Genomic DNA, 22,488 nt, shown 5'->3' with positions numbered 1-22,488 from the left:
GAGGGCCCTCATTTCTAGGTTTTCGTGTTGCATTAAGAAATTAGTCAGTAGAGTAATTATTAATTACGCTTTTTTATATGCTATACTCAAACTACAAGTTGAATCAAGGCGGTGACATAAATGATGAATCGTACGCAGGATTTATCTAAACTAATCCGATTAACGGGCGATCGTGCAAAATTAGATGCGAAAGTAAATGGAACATATATTGTGTATAAAACTACTGATGGTCATATAGTTAGAGAATATGCTACGGGTGAGATTGTGCGAATGAGTGAGCAGGAGCTACATCATGAGTGATGTGAATGCTACAATGTTTGTTTTTGCTGGCAACAATGGAAGTGGTAAGAGTACAATTCGAAACTTAATTGTTGATAAACTTGGCGTAAGCATCAATATTGATCCTGATGCACTAGCACGCAAAATTGACAATATGAATCCTGAAAAGCGAAAAGTATCTGCAGGCAAAGAAGCAATAAGATTAGTTAGAGAATGTATTCGTAATAAGTGGGACTTTACCGTCGAAACAACTTTAGCAGGTGGAAACGCAATCCGTCAGATGCAAGAAGCTAAGAGTCATGGCTTTGAGATCATCATGTTCTACGTAGGACTAGGGGATGTTCAACTTAATATTGAACGTGTTGCTACGCGTGTGAAGAATGGTGGTCATCATATCGATACGGAAGATATCATTCGACGTGATGTTACGAGTATGAAAAACCTTCTGTCAAATTTATTCTTTATCGATCATTTAGTCGTCATAGATAATAGTAAAGCTGATGGTGAAATTATTATTGAAGCTGATACGAGTGCAATAAAGTATTATGTTGATGAATTACCTGAGTGGGCGCAAGTTATTGAAAGATCCTTATTATTGAGGAATAACCACCTAAAAGAGTAAACTAACTCATGCATGATTGAAGTTAGTTTATTTTTTTGACATCGCATCGTGTTCATATCGTCAAAAAATTCGATAATACCGGCGAAGATCTTAAAGACCTCATCTCGATTGGCACCATCGGGTTGATCAAGGCCATTGAGAGCTTCCAGCCAAACAAAGGTACGAAATTAGCGACATTCGCGGCAAGATGTATTGAGAACGAAATACTTATGCACCTTCGCAGTCTGAAGAAAACCCGTAAGGATGTCTCCTTGCATGATCCGATCGGGACAGATAAGGAAGGAAATGAAATCACGCAGATTGATATCCTCGGGTCTGAAGCGGATGATATTGTCGAGAAGGTACAATTGAAGATCGAGAAGAGCAAGATTTTATCATAACCTGGAGATATTGGATGATCGGGAAAAAGAGGTTGTCATAGGTCGCTTCGGACTTGAAGTAGGTGGGGAAGAGCTGCGTACGCAACGGTTGGCCAATCCTGAAACTTTCTTCGCAGGGAACCAGGAGGAATACGCCGCCGTACTCGAACAATTGTCGGGTGAAGGATGTGTATTCGTCGATCTCACGGCATTGCACGCCCAACTGCTACAGCAGAAAAGATTTGTTGATATGACGGGGAATCATATCAATCATCCGAATGATTTTTTATCCCGATGGTATGCGCAAGCCATTGCTGCAGTATGGGATGTTTAAGTTGAGAAATAGGGATATGTAGTGTTTCCCCGAATAAAAGAATATTTCCCTCAGGGGCAGACTGGAAGTATAATAATACAGGTGTTCTTTTGCTACCGAGAAATTAGTATGGCTTAATGAAACAAAATGGAGGCATCTAAATGAGTCAACGCTACCGAATTACTAGAGCATTTCAGGAAAATGACAATTCATCGCAAACCATAACTTTGGAAGAGTGCAAACAGTATTTTATGTCCAAACCTGATTTTTCCTATACATCAGTGTTTACGGTGACAGGCTCTACCAGCATGTCCATTGAGGGAGATTTTTTCATGTGGAGCTATGGCGATACGAAGATCCCATTCCGGCATTATCAAGGTGATATTTACGTATCCGGCACGAATGAAGCAGTAATCCCCAAGATGATTGAGATTGCGACTGAACTAGGGGCGGATGTGCTGGAAGGGTAATTTTTCAATATATGAAAGATACCTAATTTAAATGAGCGATGGAATACCGCTATACAACCCAACAGGATACCGTTCCTCGAAAAAATCGAGGAAAAGTATCCTGTTTTTTTATCGACTTTTTCAGTGCCCTCGTACCTAGACCTCCGTCGATATTCCAGTCCACATCGCGACACCAACCGTTGAAAAGAACTTTAAAATGAAAGTATAAGCGTCGAAAGTTTTAACTCTCGACAAAAGACGTATTTAACCGCAAACGATTTACTCATAAGGAGGAAAAATTTTGAAAGTATTTTAGTGTTATTATCATTTTAGGTCGAGAAATAGGCCCTGAAGAGGGGCTCCTTGTAATATGAAAATCAGGGAATATCTTGAAACATATTGTTACTTATTAGATAATACTGTTGAAATAGACATCACCACCATATTGCTAGATACCGTGATAAGGGGACTCTCGGTTCTAATTATAGTATGAAGATTTTTAGCAGCAAGGGAGGTATTAGAGAGCATGAGGAGCAAATTACGATTCGTTTCGACCCTTTTTGTAACCGTTTTCTTATTTAGTGCGGGATGTGATGTTCCGGCCAGTGAGAAGAACAGGGAGGAGCAGCACAAAGGAGCAGGAGCGGCCAAGTCCATCGGCATTGTCATTTCTAATCTGGGGATGACGTTTCCTGCCGGAATGGACGAAAACGACAACCGCTACCTGAACTATATTGAGGAGCAAACGGGACTGGATATCCAGATTACTACGCCTCCTACGGAAGTGTACAACGAGAAGCTCGACGTGATCATGTCCTCCGGGAAATTGCCCGATATGCTCCATGCGTACGAGGCGGTTTGGTTTGGCAACTATGCGAAGCAGGGAGCTTTTCAGCCACTGGATGATCTCATTGATCAGTACGGGCCCCATTTGAAAGAAAAAATACCGGCTGAGGCGTGGGACCGAGTAAGGTATGGCGGAAAAATATACGCCGTACCCAGCCTGAACGAGGTTAGCGGCGTTGAACTGATGTACGCCAGAAAAGACTGGCTTGAGCGTCTCGGACTGCAGCCGCCCGAGACGCTGGAGGAATACCATGAAGTCATTCGCGCGTTTACACAGGACGACCCCGACGGCAACGGCGTTGATGATACGATCGGTCTGGCCTTGATGATTGATCTTGGACGGTCGTCCCCGTTTTTCGGCGCTTTCGGAACGCAGCTCGATACGTGGTTTGAACGGGACGGAAAGCTGGTGAACGGCAGCATTTTGCCGGAAACGAAAAAAGCGCTGGCCTACCTGGCCGGCTTGTATGAGGAAGGCTTGCTGGACCGCGAGTTTCCGCTGAATTTGCAAAAAAACCTTTTCGAAAAAATCCGGGATGGCAAAGTTGGGCTTTTCTCGGCCACCTGGTATGACACCCGCGGCCCCATTGCGGCCAACAAACAGAAGGAGCCGAAGGCCAAATGGATCGCTCTTCCGTATCCCACCGGACCCGACGGACAAAAGGGAGTATACGAAACAGATATGATCCGCGGTTATAATGTGATCCCGGCCAGCTCTCTGAGCGCGAAGGAGGTCATTCAGTTCCTTGATTTTATCGCGAGCGATTATAAAAACTTAAAGCTTGGCTTTGAGAACGAAATATGGAAATGGGAGAACGGCAGGATGGTGACGGATTTCCGGAAACACGACGAGCAACTGTACAGGGGCATTTATCAATCGCTGGTGGATGTGCCGGACCCTGTTCTGTCCAAGGAACGGCTGGATTCCTTGGGGGATTTTCATTTATACGACAATCTGGAGATGATTCGCCAAAACGTGATCAACAACGAGTTCTACGGCATTCCCACGCCGGCCATGAGCAAGTACGACAAAAAGCTGAGTGAGCTTCAAGGCATTTTTACGAATATCATTTTAGGGATTGAGCCGATCGAGTCGTTTGACCGTTATGTGGAGCAGTGGAAGCGGGAAGGCGGCGATGAAATGACGAGAGAGGTGAATCTGTGGTTTGAGAGCAGTGAGCGGCAAATCGTCAGGGGGAATGAGGGTGAATAACGTATATCGCAGGGTGGCAGACCGCTTTGCCAGTAACATCCAGACCAGGCTGACCGGCTATTTTCTGCTCATTCTCCTGCCGCTCGTCATCATCAGCCTGTTTGCGGTAGAACGGTCAAGGGACATTTTATACGAGCAGGCTGTGAAAAGAACGGAGGTAGCTCTGTCTTCGGCGATGAACCACTTTGATCTGGCGCTGCAAAATGTGGAGGAGATCTCCACGCTGATCGCGGCGGATCCGAACCTGAATGAGCTTCTGAACAAAAACGGAGCAGATTTCTCGCCAAGATCTATCGTTGATTTTTCCAACGTGCTTCAGCAGCTGTCGAACTCGGTCTCGGTCAACCGGTTTGTATCGCAAATTTCGGTGTACCACCAAGCCACGCATATGTTCATCTCGACCCATTTCGGTGGGCGTAAGCTGGCATCTGAGCCTGAACAGGAATGGCTGGTGGAATCGGCCCGGAATAACGGGACAGGGATTTCGTACGTCATGGCCGATTATCCGGTATCGGACGCCCGGACGTTCGGCAAGCTGACGGGAACGGACAGCGTTTCCTTGATCCGTTCCATGGATCTATACAATATGGACCGTCAGTCCAATTTGCTCGTGGTTACCTTTAACCGGAGCAAGCTGCTAAACATTCTGAAGACGCTGCTTCCGTCGGAGAACAGCCGGGTATCTCTGTTTAATGAAAGAGGGGAAGTCATCGTCGAAACGGGAAAGGCCGCTGCAAGCGGAGCTCCCTCTTCCAAGGATATGGAGGTTTCGATGGACTCCGAATATTCCTCCTGGCGGCTCGTGCTCGTTCAGCCGAAAAGCGAGCTCTACCGGGAGACCGATCAACTCCGGCTGTTCACTTTTACGATTATCGGGATCAGCATCCTGCTTGCTTTTATTATCTCTTGGGTCGTGTACAGCGGAATCGCTTCCCCGGTGCTCAAGCTTTCGCGCGGGATGAGGTGCCTGAGCAGCGGCGAAATGAACGTCCACGTGGAGACCCGAAGGAAGGATGAGTTCGGCTTCCTGATCCAGTCCTTTAATCGAATGGTATCCGTGCAAAAGCATTTGATTGAGGACCATTACGAGCAGCAGCTCAGGCTCACGACAACGGAACTGAAATTTTTGCAATCCCAAATCAATCCGCATTTCTTGTATAACACGCTGGATTCCATCTACTGGGCAGCCAAAAATTATGAGGAGGACGAGATCAGCGAGATGGTAATGAACCTGTCGAAGTTTTTCCGTCTCAGCCTGGATAAGGGAAGGCAGGTATTTACCGTTGAAGAGAGCATTAACCACCTGCACTATTATATTCGGATCCAGCAGCTGCGTTTTCTGGACAGCTTTGAAGTGGAGTATCGGATTTCCGACGAAACGAAAGCACTTAGGGTCCTGAAGCTGCTGCTTCAGCCGCTCGTGGAAAACGCGATTTTGCACGGGCTGGAGGGGAAGGAGAGCGGAGGAAGGCTCATCGTGTCTAGTCGGATTGAACAGAGCACGGTGGTGATCAGTGTGCAGAACAACGGCCCAGAGATCGGGGAGGAGCGTCTGTCATATATCCGGAGCGAGCTCGGTCGGATGAGGTCCCGGAGCTTTCCGTCCCTGTCGCAGGACGAGGAGAACATCAAGGATTTGTTCGGCCTGCGGAATGTCTTCACACGAATGAGGCTGTATTACGGGGAAGAGGCTGATTTGACGATCGAGAGTACGTCCGGGACCGGCACGGTTGTTGCGATTCGAATCCCCGTGAATCCGGCAGGCAGCGGCAGCATGGAACCGGATGCGGTGCTTGTTCCGCGGCAGAGACCGGAGATCCAAGATCGAGGTCGCGCATATGACCCATATGAAGGAGGACGGGAATTTTGAATTTAATTATTGTGGAAGACGAGCCCAGGCTTCGAAATTCGCTGGCGTACAATATCCCCTGGGAAGACCATGGGATTGAGGTGGTTGGACTCGCGGCGAACGGGGTAGAGGCGCTTCAGTTAGCGGAACGCAAAATGCCGGATTTGATGCTGATCGACGTTCAGATGCCGGAAATGGACGGCTTGACCCTGATTGCCCGGCTGAAGGAAAAGCAGGGCGGAAAGCGGTTTATGAAGATGATTATTTTAAGCGGCCATGACAATTTCGATTTTGCCCAGCAGGCGATGGAGCATGGGGTGTCCCGATATTTGTTAAAGCCTGCCGGGGAAGAGGTCATCCTGAAGGCGGTGCTTGACGCACGTGACGGGCTCCGGGAGGATTTGGAGCAGTGGAAAGTGAAGGCGGAGCTTGAAAGGAAGTGGAGGGACCATGTGCCGAGCCTTCAGAACTACTTCATTCTGAATTGGGTGAGCGGCAAATACGGCGAACGGGAGATACTGAACCGGAGCAGTGAGCTATATATGGGCTTGGAAAAGGATACGCAGCTAGCCACAGCCGTCATAGATTTGGATCCCGTTCCGGAACATGACGTCAGGTTCGGCCCGCACGACCGTGAGCTGCTGCGGTTTACGATCCGGTGCCTGGCCGGGGAATTGCTATCCCAGTCCTCCTGCTGGGTATGCACGGACCCGGGTTCGGACGTACTTCTTGTGTTTTGGGCGGAGCCCGAACAAAATCCGAAGGAATTCATGCTGCACATCAATGCGTCCGTCGTCAAGCTGCTCTCCCATGCGAAGGAAATTTTGAAGCTGACGGCGAGCGCCGGCATTTGCGGAAGGGCGGGAAGGATTGAGGAGCTGCCGCAGCTATATTCGGAAGCCTGTAGAGCCCTTCAGGAAAGAGTCGTGTACGGGCCGGATATCGCCATTCCTTACCGGGAAGTAGAAAGGGGGGACAGTCCTGAAATCTCAGTGCAGCAGCATCTGGAAAAAATGCTGGAGATTGCGCTGGAGACGGCGGATGAGGCTAAAGCGACCGAGGCCGTGGAGGGCCTGTGGCAGGAGCTATTCGCTAGTACCGGGACATCGCAGCAGTTTCAGGAGGGCGTACTGTACATGAACAGCCTGTTCATCCGGATCATGGTCAAGCAGGGCTGGAGCATCCGGGAGGTGATAGGCGAGGACTGGGCTTTTTTGCAGAACATCCATCTCCTGAACACGAAATCGCAGACGCGATCGTGGCTGGCAAGAGCCGTTCGTCGCATCACGGATTATATGAAGGGACAGCGGAAAAGCAACAGCCATCAGATCGTCCAAAAAATAGCGAGCATCATTGAGCAGGAAATCAACCAGGATATTACGCTTCATACCGTGGCCGACCGGCTGTACGTCAATTCCTCATATCTTAGCCGCCTTTTCAAGCAGGAGATGGGGATGGCTTTTTCGGCTTACGTGCTAGAGCAGAAAATGGAGAGAGCCAAGCGGATCCTGCAGGACGGGCAAAAGGTGTACGATGCCGCAAGGCAGACGGGCTACCGTGATGTCAGCTATTTTACGAAGGTGTTCCGCAAGTATTGGGGCGTCAATCCGGGGGAGTTTAAACCGTAAGGAAGGCTCATGGGGGAAAATCAAATAAGATGCAGTTAAGGTATCCTCCGGTTGTTCGTAAACCGGAAGCGATGCCTTTTTGGCATTTAAGAAAGTACAAGCTGTGCATATTCTTTGTTCTTAAATTTTTCGAAGAAACGCTTATCGCCAAAGGAGCATCAAATTACCACAAACAGTAATGATTGTCGTCTACCGGGCTTTTCAGCCTCGCATTACAATTTTAGATATCGAAGTTATGGTTCTCATTCATCAGAGGGGGGAATTGCATGAAACCAGGATCGAAGAAACTGCCCGTACCCGGACCGAACCGCCGCGGATATTTTCCGTCGCTGTGGAGCGATATATGGAAGGAATGGGATTTGTACTTGCTGCTCGTCCCGGGAATTCTGTTTATTCTGCTGTTCAAGTACACACCCATGTACGGCATCACGATCGCGTTTAAAGATTTCAACATATTTACCGGTTTTGCGGACAGCCCATGGGTCGGATGGAAGCATTTTGAGAAGCTGTTTACCTCACCGGACTTTGCGCTGGTATTCCAAAATACCGTCATCATCAGCCTGCTGAAAATCATCATCCTGTTTCCGCTGCCGATCATCGTGGCGCTGATGCTGAACGAGATGAAAAACATGATGATCAAGCGCTCGGTACAGACCGTCATTTACCTGCCGCATTTTCTATCCTGGGTCATCGTAAGCGGTCTGTTCATCGATCTGTTGTCCACGAACGGCGGTTTGGTGAACAAGCTGTTGGTATCGCTCAACCTGGAGCCGGTCGCTTTCTTTCTGGATAATAGCGTATTCCGAAGCGTATTGGTCACCTCGGCCGGATGGAAGGAAACCGGATGGAGCACGATCGTGTACCTTGCCGCTTTTAGCATGGTCGACCCGTCCCTATACGAGGCGGCCAAAATCGACGGGGCAGGCAAATGGAAGCAACTGTGGCATATTACGCTTCCCGGCATCGCGCCAATCATCATTCTGATGTTCATCCTGCGCCTGGGAAGCATTCTGGAAGCGGGAACGGAGCAAATCCTGGTCATGTACAACCCGGTGGTATATAAAGTTTCGGATGTCATCGGCACGTATGTATACAGACAGGGCCTTGGCAATCAGGATTACAGCTTTACGACGGCTGTAGGGCTCTTCGAAGCCGTGATCTCGTTCACGCTGGTCATTGTCGGCAACACGCTCAGCAAAAAATACCTGCAACGGGGAATCTGGTAAAGGAGGGGAGCACGATGAGACAGGATCTTGATTTAAAAACCATTTCCGCGGGTGCAGGGGTTAACTCCATCAAACCTTCCATGGGAGAGAAAGTTTTTACCGTAATCAATTACTGCGTTTTCATCCTGATCGGGATTACGACACTGGTTCCTTTTATTAACTTATTGGCAAAATCCCTCAGCAGCGAGGAGGCGGTGGTGTCTGGGCGTGTCGGGCTATTCCCGGTCGGCATTCAATTTGAAACCTACAAATATGTACTGCAGGACTCGTTGTTCCTGACTTCCCTGAAAACGTCTGTGCTGCTGACCGTGATCGGAACGGGGCTTAGCTTGATCATGACCACGATGACCGCCTATCCTCTTTCTAAGATCCGGCTGCGCGGGAGAAAATGGCTGCTGCTCATGTTCGTGTTCACGATGCTGTTCAGCGGCGGTTTGATTCCAACGTATCTACTTATGCACAACCTGAATTTGGTCAACACGTTGCCGGTTTTATTTTTACCCGCAATGGTAAACGTTTTCAATATGCTGATCATCAAAAATTACTTCGAGGGGCTGCCGGACTCGTTGGAGGAATCAGGTAAGCTGGACGGCGCGGGAAATATTCGGATTTTGATTCACATCATGCTTCCGCTTTCCCTACCGGTACTCGCCACGATCGCGCTGTTTTTTGCGGTTGCCTTCTGGAACGATTATTTTGCCGCCATGATTTACATTACCGATCCGGAGCTTAAGCCGCTCCAATTGTACCTGAAGGAGTTGATCGTTTCTTCTAGCGGAGATTTTTTGAAAAATAACGTGGATCTGGCCATCAACAGGACCCCGCAATCGATTCAAGCGTCGTCCATTCTGCTCGCGACCATCCCGATTCTGCTCGTGTATCCGTTCCTGCAGAAATATTTCGTCAAGGGCGTGCTGGTCGGCTCGGTCAAGGGCTGAAGAGGGAAAAGATCATTCCATAAAGGCGGTGATGCCCTCTTAAACAAGGGTTCGGTTTAACGGTTATCCCATTCCAAGGAGGTTAACGCATGAGAAAAAGAAAAACGATGCTTGCCGCGTTTCTGGGTCTGAGTTTAGCGGTGTCCGGCTGCGGCGGGGGAGCTTCAAAGCCGGAGTCGTCAGGAGCCTCTTCAGAGGGGCCGAAGGGAGGAGACAGCAAGAAGGAGATCCGCATGATCATGCAGTACGGGCTGTTTGATCCGGCCAAGGAGTACACAAGCCAGTACATTAACGAGAAGACGGGATACAACGTCAAGTACGAAATGCTCCCGGCGGAAAATGGGAATGAAAAGCTGAATTTGCTCATGGCCAACAAAGAAAGCTTTGATGTGATGAAGCTGAATTCCGAGCAATTCTACAATCTCGCGACGGCGGGCGCGCTGGAGCCGATCGATGATCTGCTTGCCGCCCACGGCAATTACATCAATCAGGCGATCAAACCGGAATCGTGGGGCAGCGCGACCATCGACGGCAAGAAGTACGCCATTCCGGAAACGGGGGCGGGCGTGAGCGTCGGCGAGGAGCTGGTCGTACGCCAGGATTGGCTGGATGAGCTGGGCCTGTCGATTCCGACCACGGCGGATGAGCTGTATAACGTGCTGAAAACGATTAAGGAAAAGAAAAACATCATCCCGCTCACCGGCAGCAAGGACTCCATCTATGGCGATATCGCGGCGACGTTCGGCGTGCTGACCGACTGGAAAGAGGTTGACGGCAAGCTGATGCACAAGGCCGAGCTTCCGGAAATGAAAGAAACCCTGGCCTTTATGAACAAATTGTATAAAGAAGGGTTGCTGGATACGGAAATGCCGATCAACACGGCGCAAAAAGCGATTGAGAAATTTGCAACCGGCAAGGCAGCCGTTTATAAGCTGGCCTGGTGGAACGCGGGCAGCACGATTTCCGCGCTGAATCAGAGCTTTCCGGATGCCAAAGTAACGGTCATCCCTTATTTGAAAGGGAAAGATGGTAAAGCTGTCACCGGAGCAGACACGAAAACCAGCTGGTTCATTGCCATTCCGAAATCCTCCAAAAACAAGGAAGAGGCGATGAACTTCCTGAACGCGAAGCTGGAACCGGAGACGTTCAAAGGACTAGCCATCGGTCAAGAAGGCGTTCACCATGAGGTGAAGGACGGCAAATATTATCCTATTCTTCCTAAATTCAATGAAGATCTGGGCAATGCCAGTGCGTTCATCACCGGCGTTGACGAGGAGAAGTACCCGATCTATTGGCAGGCCCGTGTCCGGAAGGATCCGGTGCTTCAGAATTATTTTGAAACGTTCCAGAAAAATGCCGAGGGCATTATCGTGATTGACCCGATGTCCCTTGCACCTCCGATTGATGCCGTTTCGAAAAATACGCTGAAGCTCAAAACGCTGCTCGATGATAATGTGCTGAAATTCATCAGCGGTGCTGAGCCTTTGGAAAACTACGATACGTTCCTGCAGCAATGGCGCGCGGAAGGCGGAGCCGATATGGTGAAGGCCGCTAATGAGTGGTATCAGACGAAAAAATAAAAAAGGAAGTTTTACAAGCAGCTTGCGTTCGCGGCTGCTTTTTTCCTAAAAATATGCAGTGAAAGGTGGTTATGTTATGAAGTTGAATTTCCGAAGACGTATGGCCGCTCTGCTGAGTTTGGTCCTGATAATCTCTTCGGTAACCTTGGGAGCGCCCGCGGCAGCTGCGGATGCTTTCGATACGGGAGGCAGAGAAAATACGCCTGCGGCCGCAACCGATCCCGTAACCCTTGTTTCCAAAGATGAAGGTACCATCCTGGAACTGACGGATATCAACCCCGGGGAGGAGGCGTTGTCTCAAAAATCCGGTTATCTGGCTTTGTTCACGCATGGTGCCCGGGTGACGAATGACGTGTACGATAATGATGTGTTCATCCGGGAGCAGAACGTTGCCCTCGTGGTGGATGCCGCCGGCGTGGTGCAGAAAAAACACGGGCCCGATGGAGATCCGCCGAATGCATGGGATCCGGAGGAACATGTCATGATTCCGGAAGGCGGCTATATCGTTCTTGCCGGCGACGGCTCGTGGGACGATTCCGGATACCGGAAGCCGTTGTTCCTGCATTATGAGGCTGGGGATCGGATCAAGCTGAAACGCGGCGGCGTCGAAGTGACGGCGGCGGATTTTCTGACGCAGGCACCGGAGCCCGAGCCGAATCCGGAGCCCGAACCCGTGGAGAAACCCGAGCTTGTGCTCAATACCCCGCCAGACACGACGGTAACCATCCCGCTGGTGGAGGTATCCGGCTACGTGAAAAACTACATGGAGGGCAAATCGATGCGCGTTACGGTCAATGACAAGGAGGCACCCCTTACGGCCAGCGGAAGCTTCAAGCTGGATGTTTACCTGCATCCGGGGCCGAACACGGTGACGGTCCGGCTGTGGGAGGGCGAAGCCGAGCAGGCTTCCGTTACCCTGAATGCCGTGTACGATACGGCGGGCCAAACCGAGGATTACATCGAGGTGGAGGCCGCGCCGGCCGATATTACGATCGGCATTAAGGGGCCGCGCAAAAAGCTGGACTTTATCGACAAAGACGTCACCGGTATCGAAAATATTATTGCCTTATACACCCGCGATTTTGGTGCTTCGCTGCTTGTGCCCAAGTATAACGTGGCGGTTCTGGTAGACGGAAACAATCGGGTCGTTCAGGTGGTCAATCCGTCCGTGGGCGGAAAGCCTCCAGTCTGGACGGGCCCGACCGAGCTGGCGATCCCGGAGGACGGGTATGTGCTCATGGCCCAGGACAACAGCTACACGGGCAATGACATCAAGCGCTTCCTGGCCGAAAAATTCAAAGCCGGCGACATGATCAAGCTGCGCAAGAACGGGGAGGTCGTCGCCGTCATGGATTTGAGAAGCGGCAATGGCTTTATTGCCAGGCTGAAGCTTGAAAATCCGCCGATGTACACGGTTACCGATCCCCAGACGGAAATTAAGGGGGTTATTGAAAATATCGACGATCCGTCAGCCTTCGAGCTTACGGTGAATGATGCGAAGATCCCATTTGCACCCGACGGCTCCTTCTCCTATTCGGTTCCGCTCCAATCAGGAACGAATTATGTGGACGTTAAGGTCTTGAAGCGCGGCGCGCAGCAGGATGCGAGGAGTCTTGCGATATTCAACCGTCCCGGATTTTCAACGCAGAAGGATGTTATTTTGTGGGTGGACCAGGCGTCCAACGCGAGAAGGTTCCAAACCACCGACCAAGTGCGGGAGTTTCTGGAGCAGGCGAAGCAAGCCGGTGTCACTTCCATCGTGCTGGACGTCAAGGGAGTGGAGGGCTTTGTCTCCTACCAAAAGAACGATTTGACCGGACGTCCTTATGTGAGCGAGATCAAGGCGCCGCAAAAAGCCGGAAGCAATCCCGATCTGGACCTGCTGCAGGAATTCATTACGCACGGCCACGCGCTGGGTCTAAAAATTCATGCGGCGATCAATGATTTTGCGGAAGGGTCCATCGCTTATCAGGAATTCGCTGTCCTGAACGATCATTTGGACTGGGAGGAACGGGTTCATTTGGCCGAAAACAACGGGGAGATCAAGCGCCTCCGGGAAAGCGCCAAGCAGGGATTGGTCGCCTTCGTCAATCCTTCGAACGAAGAAGTCCGGCAGTACCAGCTCAAAACATTTGAAGAAATCATCAAAAACTATCAGGTTGATGGCGTCGTCCACGACAGGGGACGATATGACAACGAGGGTGCCGATTTTAGCGTCGAAACGAGGGCCCAATTCGAGCAGTTTCTTCAGGCGAGAGGCAAACAACTGGTCAACTGGCCGAACGACATTTTTTACTACGATCAGTCGGTTCGCGTGTATGGACCGCTGATTCAGGACTGGTGGGAGTTCCGCTCGGCTACGATCCAAAGCTTTTTCGGGGAAGTGAAAAGCCTCGTCGATTCTTATGAAGCTTCCACCGGAAGAAACATTCAGGTATCCTCTTACGTCGGCTCCTGGTATGAGACGTATTATTTGAACGGCGTGAACTGGGGCAGCAAAAACTTCCGTTTCGATCCTCGACTCGGGATGCCGGATGAATCGGTTTATACGCCGGCCTACTACGATACGGGTTACATTGAAAGTTTGGATTATCTGATGATCGGTGCCTACCAGACCACGAGCAGCGAGGTCAAAAAGTACATTACCCTCGGCAATATCGTGACCAACGGGGAAATTCCGCTGTACGCGGGCATCGCCTTGAATAACGTACAGGAACCGGCTGTGCAGCGCGAAGTGTTCCAGGCCGGACTTGGCAGCACGAACGGCCTGATGCTGTTTGACGCTTCGATGGTGAACTGGCCCGTGATCACGGCATCGCTTCAGGACAAGGATTGGGTCAAGGACTATCAGCTGGGCATGAGCCTCCCCGGAAACCCGGACGGCTTCCTTGAAGGGGATTTTTATAACGTCAATCGGGTAGAAGGCAACATTAACGTGATGACCGACACCTTCGGATATTCCACGGGAACGAACCACTTCGGCGTGGAAGTCGTCGTGAACGCCTCCGGGGAAGTGACTCATGTGGCTAACCGGGAGCAGGCGATCCAGTGGAACTGGGGGTCACCGGAGGAGAATAACAGTGTGATTCCGCTGGGAGGATTTGTCATCTCCTCCATAGATCCTTCGGGCGTGCGGACCAAACGCCAGCTTGTGGCGAATGCGTACAATAAAGGAGATCAGGTTCGTTCGGCCGTGCTCAGCGGGCTGCTGGACGATGAAGGGAAGCAGATCGCGGACAACCGGGTAAAGGTCGAGGGGCGCGCGGAAGTGCTCGGTCCCGGCAAAGTGGAGGTACGGTTTAACGGCCAGAAGGCCGACGTGAAGACGAATGGGGAATTTTCCGCCGTCATCCCGCTATCTCCGGGAGCTAATGCGGTCACGTTCGAGGTGTATGTGGATGGGCTGAAAACCAACAGCAAAACGATCGAGATGACCCGGACGACGGGCGGGGACAACGGCGGTGGACCGAGCAATCCCGGAAATTCCGGGAACTCCGGGAACCCCGGAAAGCCGTCAGCTCCCGAACGGATCAAGATGACCAAAGAGACCGGGACGGATGGACGCATTGTTGTCCGCGCCGATGTCCAGCTTGAGCCGATGCTGCAGGAGCTGGAGCGGTTAGTAAAAGAAAGCGCGAAGAAGCCTGAGCTGATATATGGGGTAAAAGAAGCTGGGGACACCGTGGAGCTGAGCCTGCCGGTCAGCGGATTGCACACGGCGCTGCAGAAAATATCATCCGGGACGCTTGTGTTGGAGACTCAATCTGGCCGTCTGGAGTTGCCGCTTGCTTCCTTGAAGGCGGAATTATCGGCGAAACCGGAAGCCGAGCTGCTGACGGTCACCATCGGTAGGCTTGCCGAGGCCGAGGCGTCAGCGTTGAAGGCCCGGCTGTCCAAGGAGGACGGAGCAAAGCTGCTATCCTCCGTCAAGGTGAATTTTGCACTGAGAAAAGGGCAGAAATCGGAAGAGTTGTCCCGTTTCAAGCAAGGATATGCCGTGCTGACGCTGCCGGTAAACGGAACGGATGGGCCTGGGCATACCGGGGCCTTTAGGTATACACAGGATCAGCTTGCCTTTATCCCGGCCGTCTTGTCAGGTTCCAAAGAAGGAGGCCCTGCCAAGCTGAGATTGCAGGCCGGTGGAATATTGGCGGTTGTGCAGAAGGAAAAGAGGTTCCAGGATCTGAAGGGCCACTGGGCTGCTTGGGAGATCGAAGAGCTTGCTTCCAAGGGATTGGTCCAAGGAGAAAGCGGGGAAGCGTTCGCTCCGAACCGGCCGGTGACCCGGGCGGAGTTTACGTCTCTGCTCGTCCGGGCGCTCGGGCTGGACGATACGGCGTCGAAAGAATCCGGGTTCAGCGATGTGAGTGGGGACGATTGGTTTGCCGGAGCGGTCACGGCGGCCGCGGCTTCAGGGCTCATTGACGGCTACCGGAACGGAGAGTTCCGTCCGGACGAAAGCATTACGCGGGAGCAGATGAGTCTTCTGCTGGCGCGTGCCGTGGAGCTTACGGGAGGCAGATTGGAAACGGGAGGCGAACTCCCGGCCATTCTGGAGCGGTTTCAAGATGCCGAAGCCATCGCTTCCTGGTCCGGGCCGGCCGTCGCCGCGGCGGTGCACTCCGGGCTGATGCAAGGGCGTTCCTCCGGTCATTTCGCTCCGGACGCCCCTTCGACACGGGCCGAATCGGCTGTCGTGCTGAAGCGTTTGCTGCAGCTTGTCGGATATATTAACGGCCGTGAATAAGAATAGCTCTTACATCCGGCGCTTATTGCCGACATAAATCCAATTTTAATCACGAACTTAAAGAGGCATTCCCGCCGGTCTTTTCAGACCCGGGAATGCCTCTTTTTACCGTTGGGGAGATGTCATCCTGCATGTACCCGCCTTTGTATGGAAAGCGCAGGCGTCGAGAACAGATAGCCGATTACCGGTATACTTCAAAGCGCCAGTTCCCTTGCAGCCTTTCAGACCGCGTGAATGGACGGCCACGCAAGCTCGATCCCCTCTTGGCTGAGCCGCCGCTGAAAATCGGCCAGCTCAGCTTCGTCGTTCCGCACGGCGGAAGGAATAAGCCCGCGGTCGAGGCAGTAGCTCGCGCAGTATCCTGCGGCTTCTCCGATATTCCACTCCACGGGATGGAGACGGTAGCAGCCGTTCGTGATATGGGTGACCCCGATATTTTTGCAGGCGGCAAGCATATTGACGACCCGTTTCGGAATGAGGCTGCCGAGCGGAATTTGAAAGGGCAACGAGGAGATGTCGATGTAAGGCTGGCCGCCGGTGCTCGGATGCAGATCTATGCGGTAGCATCCGATGCCCACCGAATCGCGGAACATTTCCGCACGTCCGTCCGGACGGCATTCGGCGGCTACATGCTGTTCAAGCACCGTAAATTCGGCATGAATCCGTCTGGATTCGCGTATGTACGGATACATCGCCAGGCCGTCACCGGTGCCGACGACATCCGGGCGGAGGCGCAGGCCGGGATAGCCCTGGCCCCCGTCTGGACGGGGAGCCTCAGTCTGAAGCCAGTAGAGCAGGGAGAGGCTCAGCTGCTTCGATCCATAGAAATGGCGATTTCGTTCCTCTTCGCTTACGTCGATGACCGGTCCGAGCCAGTAATCGTTTTGCGGCCAGTTCACGAGCGTGACGGGGCTGCCGAACAGCCCGCCCCGAAACAAGGAGGGATTCAAAATTTGGCGGTATTCGTACAGCGAAAATTTGCCGAAGCCGGGAAACAGCTCGTAAGAGACAGGCTCCATCGTCGACGGCTTGACACCGGTCAAGCTGAGCAGACGATCCGGCCAAAACGCCGGCTTGTAGTCGCGCCAAAAGGAATACTGCTCCGGTTTGTCGATCGTATGGTCTTCATCTTCGGCATAATCCAGCGCATAACACCAGGTGAAGCCCTGCATATCCATCGGCTGCGGCTCCCCTTCCACGGCATGGGGTTCGCCTGTCTGGCTTTGAGACTCCGCTCCTGTCACATATTCGATGCCGGCTGCGGGAAGAAGGTCGCCACATTCCGTGGCGTCCAGGTAAAAAGGCGCGATGAGCTCGGTCAAATCACCGGTTACGCTGCATTGAACGGTGACGCTCTCAATCCGGTCGCCGGACGTTTCGACCTTCAGCAATGTATGCCGGTGCAAAATAATCAATCGTCCGCTGTGGATGTATGGCGCCAGCATTTGCTCCAGCACGGCCAGCGCCGCGCGCGGCTCATGGCAAAGCCTGCTGACGATACCGCCGCCGGGGTTCAGCGGAACGGCTCCTCGCCCGTCGTCCTTTAAAGGAAAAAAGGTTCTGTAGTACTGGCGGACTCCTTCCCTGAATGATCGATAGCTTGCTGTGCAGCCGAACGATTCGATCCATGGATGCTCATCGGGCGGCACCGCCTGGCTGGTCAGCTGACCACCAATCCACCCGGTTTCTTCGGTCATAATGACCCTTTTTCCGGATTTGGCCGCCGCAAGCGCCGCCGCCGTACCGCCGGTTCCGCCTCCGACAATTATGATATCAGCATGCATTTCTTTACTCATCCGAAAAACCTCCTTTTCACTGCAACTTTCTTTATCTTTGCCTAATATGGCAGCCGGAAGGCAGCCATCTCTAGTGTAAAAGCTAAAGCGGCGGAACAGTACGGTCCGGCGGTGACCTTTTATGGTAATTTGATGCGGAGTTGGAGAAACCTCGCTTTTATTATGAATGAAATGACAATGATCACAAATTATTCAATATTTAATGCGAAAAATAGCCCTATCGAGTCAACTGTAATTTCTACAATATCGCTATACTGACAATATTGAAAAATGATATTCAAGTCTGAAGAAAGGTGAACAACATGACGTACAAACAAATAAAGTGGATGATATTGTTTATTCCCACAATAACCGTAGGGCTATGGGAATATGTTAGGCACCAGTTCTTACTACCTTATATTTCTATGGATGTTGGGAATTGGCTTACCCCTTTCATCGTTTATGTCGTGAGTGTGACATTATTAAATAAGCTTTTTCACATGTTAGAGCGAATTCGACGTGAATTAGAACATGAAAGGACAGCCAAAGCTGCTTTAGAAGCTAGAGAAAACTTAGCCAAAGAACTCCATGATGGGATTGCACAATCACTTTTTTTACTATCCGTAAAGATAGATCGATTGGAAAAGAACAAAGAGCAGCAGTCGCAACATCACGATATTTATAATATTCGAAAGACAGTTCATGAGGTGAATCGTTATGTGCGTCAAGCCATTTCTAATTTGAGGTACGATGCAACATCCGTAAACACGTTGAATTTGAATGAGGCGCTCGATGTTGAAGTACAGAAAATAGCCAAAGAAGTTTATGTTGATATCGATGTAAGCTGGGAGCTTCAAGATGAAATGTTAACGCCAAAAGAAAAGATCGAGCTTCTAGCCTGCATTCGCGAAGCCGTGTTAAATATTGAAAAACATGCAGATGCGTCCAAAGGATGGGTTCAAGGTGAAGGGGACAGAAATAACTGGAGAGTTACGATAAAAGATAATGGTAAAGGATTTGAAGTGGATCCGTTCCAACTTAAAGACCGTTACGGTCTGAATATTATGAAAGAGAGAGCAGAAGAAATGAACTGGGAATTGAAGCTATTTCGAGATAACAATCTTACCCATATCGTGTTAACGAAAGAAAGTAAGTAGGATCAGAAAGGAGGTGAGTTGTGAAGTGAATCACAAGGGAAGGATATGAAAAAGGCACGGAGGACCATAATCTATAGTTTATTGCTCATTGTTCCACTAACGCTATGCAATGTATTGTATCTGGAGAAAGTTCTTGCAAGTTCATCAACCGATCAAGCGATTTCTCTTCAGACCATTATTGATCAGTTGGATACAGGAGATTCTGTTGAGCTGCCCCCGGGTACATATACTGGCCCTGCAATTATTGACAAAAAGTTATCTATTCGAGGAAATAGTAAAGTTACGCTGTTGAATCAGTCGCGAAAGCCAGCGATTTCAATCCTCTCAGACGGGGTCCATCTGCAGGATATTCAGATTAAACACACAGCCAGCGGTGATGATTCACCAGCAATTCAGGTAAAGGCTGACCAAGTGATACTTGAGAATCTTACCATTCAAACAAGTGGATATGGGATTATGGTTCGTGATGCAGATCGAGGGATTCTTCAAAATAACACCATTAAATGGTTCAAGCCTGAGGCTGATATGCCCAAGCAAAAAGGCAATGGAATTGATCTATATAACTCGCACGATACGCAAATCAAGAATAACAAAATCACAGGGTTAAGAGATGCGATTTATCTAGAAAAGAGCCGTAATGCTTGGGTTCAAAAGAACAAACTATCGCATACACGTTACGGTATTCATTGTATGTATATTGATGGTTCTTCCGTTATCGATAATGAAGGTGAATATAATATTACTGGGGCTATGGTCATGGGTGTGAAGAATGTCGTCGTATCTGGTAATTCTTTTCGCAAACAAAGTCAAAATGTTCATTCCCAAGGGATATTGTTGTATGATGTGCAGTCTTCTTCCATTACCCAAAATGTTGTGGAAGGCAACCGTGTGGGTATCTATATGGAACAGTCATCAAAAAATCTATTAAGTAATAACGCAGTGCTTAGAAACTTCATAGGTATCCAATTGCTAAATTCGAATCATAATCAATTTCGTAGTAACGAATTTATAGCTAACGTCATTGAAGCCGAGGCAACAGACAGTGAGAAGAACGAGATGACGGGAAACTATTGGGATTCTTTTCAAGGATTAGATCTGAATGATGATGGGACAAGCGATATACCCTATGCGATTAATCCGTTCTATCAGCGATTAGTCAGTCAAACGCCAGCATACCAGCTTTTTTTTCAATCACCTGGTATGACATTTTTGAGTGATATGTTTACGAATGGGCGTGATCACTGGTCTAAGGATCCGTCTCCTCTTATGAAGTCTGACATATACCATATTTCTTCGGTAGAGTCTAAAAAAGGGTCTGACGATGTTCTGATTATCGGTTTGTTTCTTCTATGTTGTGCGATTTCTATAATCATTTATTTGGGGGTATTAAGAAGATGAAAAAATTAAATTTAGTATGTGTGGTATTGCTAGGGTTGATCATGTTAGCTGGCTGTGGGAACAAATATGAGGCACTTCCCATTCATGAAGACGTAGATATTTGTGCAATTTGTAATATGCAGGTAAAAGATGACGCTTTTGCAACGCAGCTGACAACGAAAGATGGAAAAAATTATAAATTTGATGACATTGGTTGTATGAATAAATGGAAGAAGCAAAATGGAACAGAAAACATCGGTATGGATTATGTTCGCGACTACAATGACAAAGAGTGGATCGAATATGATAAAGCTACGTATGTGTACGATGCTTCAATCCGCACACCAATGGCCTATGGCATCCTTAATTTCAAAGATAAAACATCTGCTGAAACTTTCGTAGCAGAACAAGGGGTAGGTAAAATTATGAACGCGCAAGAGCTTGCAACTCATGATTGGAAGCAAAATACGGATATGATGCAAATGATGGGTGAAGATGGGCATATGCATGAAGGTATGGAAGATATGGGCAATGAAAGCAACATGACCGAGGATTCAAGCCACAAGTAAGTACAGAATGAAGTTGGAGATGTGATCATGGCTGATATGATACAAGTGGCAAGAAGGGAAATAAAAATGGGATTTCGTAATCCCTGGGCGTACTCTTTTCTCTTACTTTTCTGTGCATTTAGTTTGAGTTTACTGGTCATAAATTCACAGCATATAGTTCAGGGGTACTCTGGAGTTACAGGATCCATGTTAAATCTCATTTTATATCTACTTCCGCTGATGACCTTGTTCCTAGGTTCCTTTTCCTTAACAGCCGAGAAGGAGGAGGGGAGCTGGCAATTGCTATCTACCTATCCCATAGGAACATTGTCTTTTATTGTTGGAAAATACATAGGTTTATCGATTGTTTTGTTGACGATTGTCGCCTTCGGATATGGTCTTATGGGGTTTATCAGCGGATTAATAGGCACGAGTTTTGATGCAACGACATACTTTCTCTTCATCGTATTTTCATGCGGGTTAGTCTTATTGTTTTTAACGTTGGCATTGCTAGTAGGTTCTTTGTCTAAAAACCGTTGGCAAGCGTTAACCGTTTCTGTATCCATCTGGTTTTTTGCCGTCATTGGCTGGCCAACAATCCTTATTTCAGCGTTAGGTCTGATGCCATATGTATGGATAAAGCCAGTATTGGTGGCGCTAACCTTCATAAATCCTGCTGAACTAGTACGATTGTTTGTCGTCATTAAGCTTGGCGGAGGCTCGATCTTGGGACCAGAATATTATCAATGGGTGCAGTGGATACAACGATCAAGCGGGAGCTGGCTATTTACTGCGGTTTGCGTGCTCTGGATTGGCTTCTCTATTATTGTTGTATATCGGATTTGGGAAAGGGGACGTTCCCATGGATGATATCGTTGTTAAGGTCGTTGGGTTAACGAAAACCATAAAAAAACAGACGATAGTCCAAGATATTAGTTTCAACATTTCTTCTGGGAATGTTCTGGCACTTTGCGGTGGCAATGGGGCAGGTAAAAGTACTGTTCTGCGAATGATTTCTGGAATTATGCAGCCTACTTCCGGAGAAATTCTTGTTAATAACTTACGATGGAATACGGACAGGAAGCTTTTTTCACAACAGATTGGCTATATGCCGGATGACTATCAATTTACGCAAGGATTGACAGCAGAAGAGGCGTTATCTTTTTGGGCGGCACTGCGAAAAGTTCCCAAGCAACGAGTACATGAAGTTCTTGAACTTGTCGGATTAGAGGAGAAGCGAAAAAGTCTAGTCCATACCTTTTCCAAAGGCATGCGTCAGCGTATTTTATTTGCTCAAGCGTTATTAGGCAAACCACCGCTGCTTATTATGGACGAACCAACGAATGGATTAGATCCCTTTTGGATGAAATCATTTGTTCAACTCTTATTGAATCTCAAGCGGGAGGGGCATACCGTCGTCTTCTCCACGCATCAACTCGAAATAGCGGATGAAGTGGCTGATCAAATCGTGTTCTTAAATAAAGGCCGAAATGTTGGGGAAGGTTCCATGGAGCATTTTCGTGACAGATTCGGCTCCATTCACGCAGCGTTTCATTCTAGTCTTGGTCTGAAATGAAGGGGA

At 49.4% G+C, this 22,488-nt stretch carries 16 protein-coding genes and 1 pseudogene; 16 read left to right on the top strand and 1 reads right to left on the bottom strand.

Translation table 11 applies throughout. The features are described from left to right. The first annotated feature begins 120 nt into the window (after positions 1–120). The 11 genes and pseudogenes from BVG16_RS31435 (at position 121) to BVG16_RS31385 (ending at position 16,049) form a co-directional block, all read left to right on the top strand. Positions 121–300 (top strand): hypothetical protein, encoded by a 180-nt coding sequence (locus tag BVG16_RS31435; protein ID WP_078503144.1) that lies wholly within the window; start codon positions 121–123, stop codon positions 298–300. Further along, complete coding sequence (locus tag BVG16_RS31430) at positions 293–901, top strand: zeta toxin family protein (protein ID WP_078503143.1); 609 nt, start codon at positions 293–295, stop codon at positions 899–901. The genes BVG16_RS31435 and BVG16_RS31430 overlap by 8 nt, the downstream gene beginning before the upstream one ends. Positions 902–954: 53 nt before the next feature. Beyond that, a pseudogene (locus BVG16_RS31425) lies at positions 955–1,369 on the top strand (sigma-70 family RNA polymerase sigma factor); the annotation flags it as partial. Positions 1,370–1,734: 365 nt separating this feature from the next. Beyond that, positions 1,735–2,043 carry a hypothetical protein gene (locus BVG16_RS31420; RefSeq protein WP_078503142.1) on the top strand — a complete coding sequence of 103 codons (309 nt, stop codon included), beginning with the start codon at positions 1,735–1,737 and terminating at the stop codon, positions 2,041–2,043. 505 nt (positions 2,044–2,548) lie between these two features. Further along, the gene (locus BVG16_RS31415; RefSeq protein ID WP_078503141.1) at positions 2,549–4,081 is read left to right on the top strand and encodes an extracellular solute-binding protein; all 1,533 of its coding nucleotides are present in this window, start codon (positions 2,549–2,551) and stop codon (positions 4,079–4,081) included. Continuing rightward, the gene (locus BVG16_RS31410; protein ID WP_144027552.1) at positions 4,068–5,951 is read left to right on the top strand and encodes a cache domain-containing sensor histidine kinase; all 1,884 of its coding nucleotides are present in this window, start codon (positions 4,068–4,070) and stop codon (positions 5,949–5,951) included. The genes BVG16_RS31415 and BVG16_RS31410 overlap by 14 nt, the downstream gene beginning before the upstream one ends. Next, on the top strand, positions 5,948–7,558 hold the full coding sequence (locus BVG16_RS31405; protein WP_078503139.1) for a response regulator transcription factor: 1,611 nt from the start codon (positions 5,948–5,950) through the stop codon (positions 7,556–7,558). Before BVG16_RS31410 ends, BVG16_RS31405 begins: the two co-directional genes overlap by 4 nt. A gap of 266 nt (positions 7,559–7,824) precedes the next feature. Next, complete coding sequence (locus tag BVG16_RS31400; RefSeq protein WP_078503138.1) at positions 7,825–8,784, top strand: ABC transporter permease; 960 nt, start codon at positions 7,825–7,827, stop codon at positions 8,782–8,784. A gap of 14 nt (positions 8,785–8,798) precedes the next feature. Beyond that, on the top strand, positions 8,799–9,722 hold the full coding sequence (locus BVG16_RS31395; protein ID WP_144027551.1) for a carbohydrate ABC transporter permease: 924 nt from the start codon (positions 8,799–8,801) through the stop codon (positions 9,720–9,722). 89 nt (positions 9,723–9,811) lie between these two features. Beyond that, a complete protein-coding gene (locus tag BVG16_RS31390) occupies positions 9,812–11,302 on the top strand; it encodes an extracellular solute-binding protein (protein WP_078503137.1) in 1,491 nt (496 codons plus the stop codon). Positions 11,303–11,378: 76 nt separating this feature from the next. Further along, the gene (locus BVG16_RS31385; RefSeq protein ID WP_078503136.1) at positions 11,379–16,049 is read left to right on the top strand and encodes an S-layer homology domain-containing protein; all 4,671 of its coding nucleotides are present in this window, start codon (positions 11,379–11,381) and stop codon (positions 16,047–16,049) included. A gap of 221 nt (positions 16,050–16,270) precedes the next feature. Here the strand turns inward: BVG16_RS31385 and BVG16_RS31380 are convergent, their stop codons facing one another. After that, positions 16,271–17,845 carry an FAD-dependent oxidoreductase gene (locus BVG16_RS31380; RefSeq protein WP_078503135.1) on the bottom strand — a complete coding sequence of 525 codons (1,575 nt, stop codon included), beginning with the start codon at positions 17,843–17,845 and terminating at the stop codon, positions 16,271–16,273. A gap of 302 nt (positions 17,846–18,147) precedes the next feature. On the opposite strand from BVG16_RS31380, the gene BVG16_RS31375 reads away from it, so the two are divergent. From BVG16_RS31375 to BVG16_RS31355, 5 genes are read left to right on the top strand one after another with little or no spacing between them, the layout of a single operon-like run. Then, on the top strand, positions 18,148–18,981 hold the full coding sequence (locus tag BVG16_RS31375) for a sensor histidine kinase (protein WP_078503134.1): 834 nt from the start codon (positions 18,148–18,150) through the stop codon (positions 18,979–18,981). A 45-nt stretch (positions 18,982–19,026) separates the two neighbouring features. Next, positions 19,027–20,379, top strand: coding sequence for a right-handed parallel beta-helix repeat-containing protein (locus tag BVG16_RS31370; protein ID WP_078503133.1), 1,353 nt, complete (start codon positions 19,027–19,029; stop codon positions 20,377–20,379). Beyond that, on the top strand, positions 20,376–20,927 hold the full coding sequence (locus tag BVG16_RS31365; protein WP_078503132.1) for a nitrous oxide reductase accessory protein NosL: 552 nt from the start codon (positions 20,376–20,378) through the stop codon (positions 20,925–20,927). Before BVG16_RS31370 ends, BVG16_RS31365 begins: the two co-directional genes overlap by 4 nt. 27 nt (positions 20,928–20,954) lie before the next feature. Continuing rightward, positions 20,955–21,776 carry an ABC transporter permease gene (locus tag BVG16_RS31360; protein ID WP_078503131.1) on the top strand — a complete coding sequence of 274 codons (822 nt, stop codon included), beginning with the start codon at positions 20,955–20,957 and terminating at the stop codon, positions 21,774–21,776. Continuing rightward, positions 21,769–22,482, top strand: a complete 714-nt coding sequence (locus BVG16_RS31355) for an ABC transporter ATP-binding protein (RefSeq protein WP_078503130.1) — start codon at positions 21,769–21,771, stop codon at positions 22,480–22,482. The genes BVG16_RS31360 and BVG16_RS31355 overlap by 8 nt, the downstream gene beginning before the upstream one ends. Positions 22,483–22,488: the final 6 nt, after the last annotated feature.

Source organism: Paenibacillus selenitireducens, assembly GCF_002021565.1.
In the GTDB taxonomy this organism is placed as follows: Bacteria; Bacillota; Bacilli; order Paenibacillales; family Paenibacillaceae; genus Paenibacillus_K; species Paenibacillus_K selenitireducens.
The sequence above is the reverse complement of the archived record's forward strand: the minus strand, read 5'-3'. Positions and strand labels throughout refer to the sequence as shown.

What these genes read in the sequence shown, in the direction of transcription:
- BVG16_RS31435 (WP_078503144.1), top strand. Translation starts at nt 121, where the DNA reads ATGATGAATCGTACGCAGGATTTATCTAAACTAATCCGATTAACGGGC.
- BVG16_RS31430 (WP_078503143.1), top strand. Translation starts at nt 293, where the DNA reads ATGAGTGATGTGAATGCTACAATGTTTGTTTTTGCTGGCAACAATGGA.
- BVG16_RS31420 (WP_078503142.1), top strand. Translation starts at nt 1,735, where the DNA reads ATGAGTCAACGCTACCGAATTACTAGAGCATTTCAGGAAAATGACAAT.
- BVG16_RS31415 (WP_078503141.1), top strand. Translation starts at nt 2,549, where the DNA reads ATGAGGAGCAAATTACGATTCGTTTCGACCCTTTTTGTAACCGTTTTC.
- BVG16_RS31410 (WP_144027552.1), top strand. Translation starts at nt 4,068, where the DNA reads ATGAGGGTGAATAACGTATATCGCAGGGTGGCAGACCGCTTTGCCAGT.
- BVG16_RS31400 (WP_078503138.1), top strand. Translation starts at nt 7,825, where the DNA reads ATGAAACCAGGATCGAAGAAACTGCCCGTACCCGGACCGAACCGCCGC.
- BVG16_RS31395 (WP_144027551.1), top strand. Translation starts at nt 8,799, where the DNA reads ATGAGACAGGATCTTGATTTAAAAACCATTTCCGCGGGTGCAGGGGTT.
- BVG16_RS31390 (WP_078503137.1), top strand. Translation starts at nt 9,812, where the DNA reads ATGAGAAAAAGAAAAACGATGCTTGCCGCGTTTCTGGGTCTGAGTTTA.
- BVG16_RS31385 (WP_078503136.1), top strand. Translation starts at nt 11,379, where the DNA reads ATGAAGTTGAATTTCCGAAGACGTATGGCCGCTCTGCTGAGTTTGGTC.
- BVG16_RS31380 (WP_078503135.1), bottom strand. Translation starts at nt 17,845, where the DNA reads ATGAGTAAAGAAATGCATGCTGATATCATAATTGTCGGAGGCGGAACC.
- BVG16_RS31375 (WP_078503134.1), top strand. Translation starts at nt 18,148, where the DNA reads ATGACGTACAAACAAATAAAGTGGATGATATTGTTTATTCCCACAATA.
- BVG16_RS31370 (WP_078503133.1), top strand. Translation starts at nt 19,027, where the DNA reads ATGAAAAAGGCACGGAGGACCATAATCTATAGTTTATTGCTCATTGTT.
- BVG16_RS31365 (WP_078503132.1), top strand. Translation starts at nt 20,376, where the DNA reads ATGAAAAAATTAAATTTAGTATGTGTGGTATTGCTAGGGTTGATCATG.
- BVG16_RS31360 (WP_078503131.1), top strand. Translation starts at nt 20,955, where the DNA reads ATGGCTGATATGATACAAGTGGCAAGAAGGGAAATAAAAATGGGATTT.
- BVG16_RS31355 (WP_078503130.1), top strand. Translation starts at nt 21,769, where the DNA reads ATGGATGATATCGTTGTTAAGGTCGTTGGGTTAACGAAAACCATAAAA.